General features: G+C 43.5%; 1 protein-coding gene. It reads right to left on the bottom strand.

Annotation, left to right across the window (positions count from 1 at the left end; translation table 11 throughout):
- Positions 1-152: 152 nt before the first annotated feature.
- On the bottom strand, positions 153-329 hold a 177-nt coding region (locus IS446_RS00195), incomplete at its 5' end, for a tyrosine-type recombinase/integrase (protein ID WP_203057150.1).

Genomic DNA, 329 nt, shown 5'->3' on the forward strand with positions numbered 1-329 from the left:
AAAAAGTTTGATCAGGCGTTTTTCCCATTTGGGGAAATGTGCCTGATCAAACCAAACAATAGTAACGGATCCGAAGATCCTGCGGAAATCTCTCCTTACCAATTTGCAGGATTCAAAGCGATAAAAATCATAACCTTCCGAAGATTCGAAATTTAAATGGAGCCCAACTTCCTTTCCAGGTCGTTCATGTCCTGTGCGATCTTCTTCTGGAGCACTCTTGCATAAATTTGCGTTGTCGCTAGTTTGGTATGCCCTAATAGCTTGGATACGGTTTCTATAGGCATACCATTAGAAAGCGTTACGGTAGTGGCAAAGGTGTGCCGGGCCAT

Origin of the sequence: Robertkochia sediminum, from assembly GCF_016786255.1 — a bacterium.
Classification (GTDB): domain Bacteria; phylum Bacteroidota; class Bacteroidia; order Flavobacteriales; family Flavobacteriaceae; genus Robertkochia; species Robertkochia sediminum.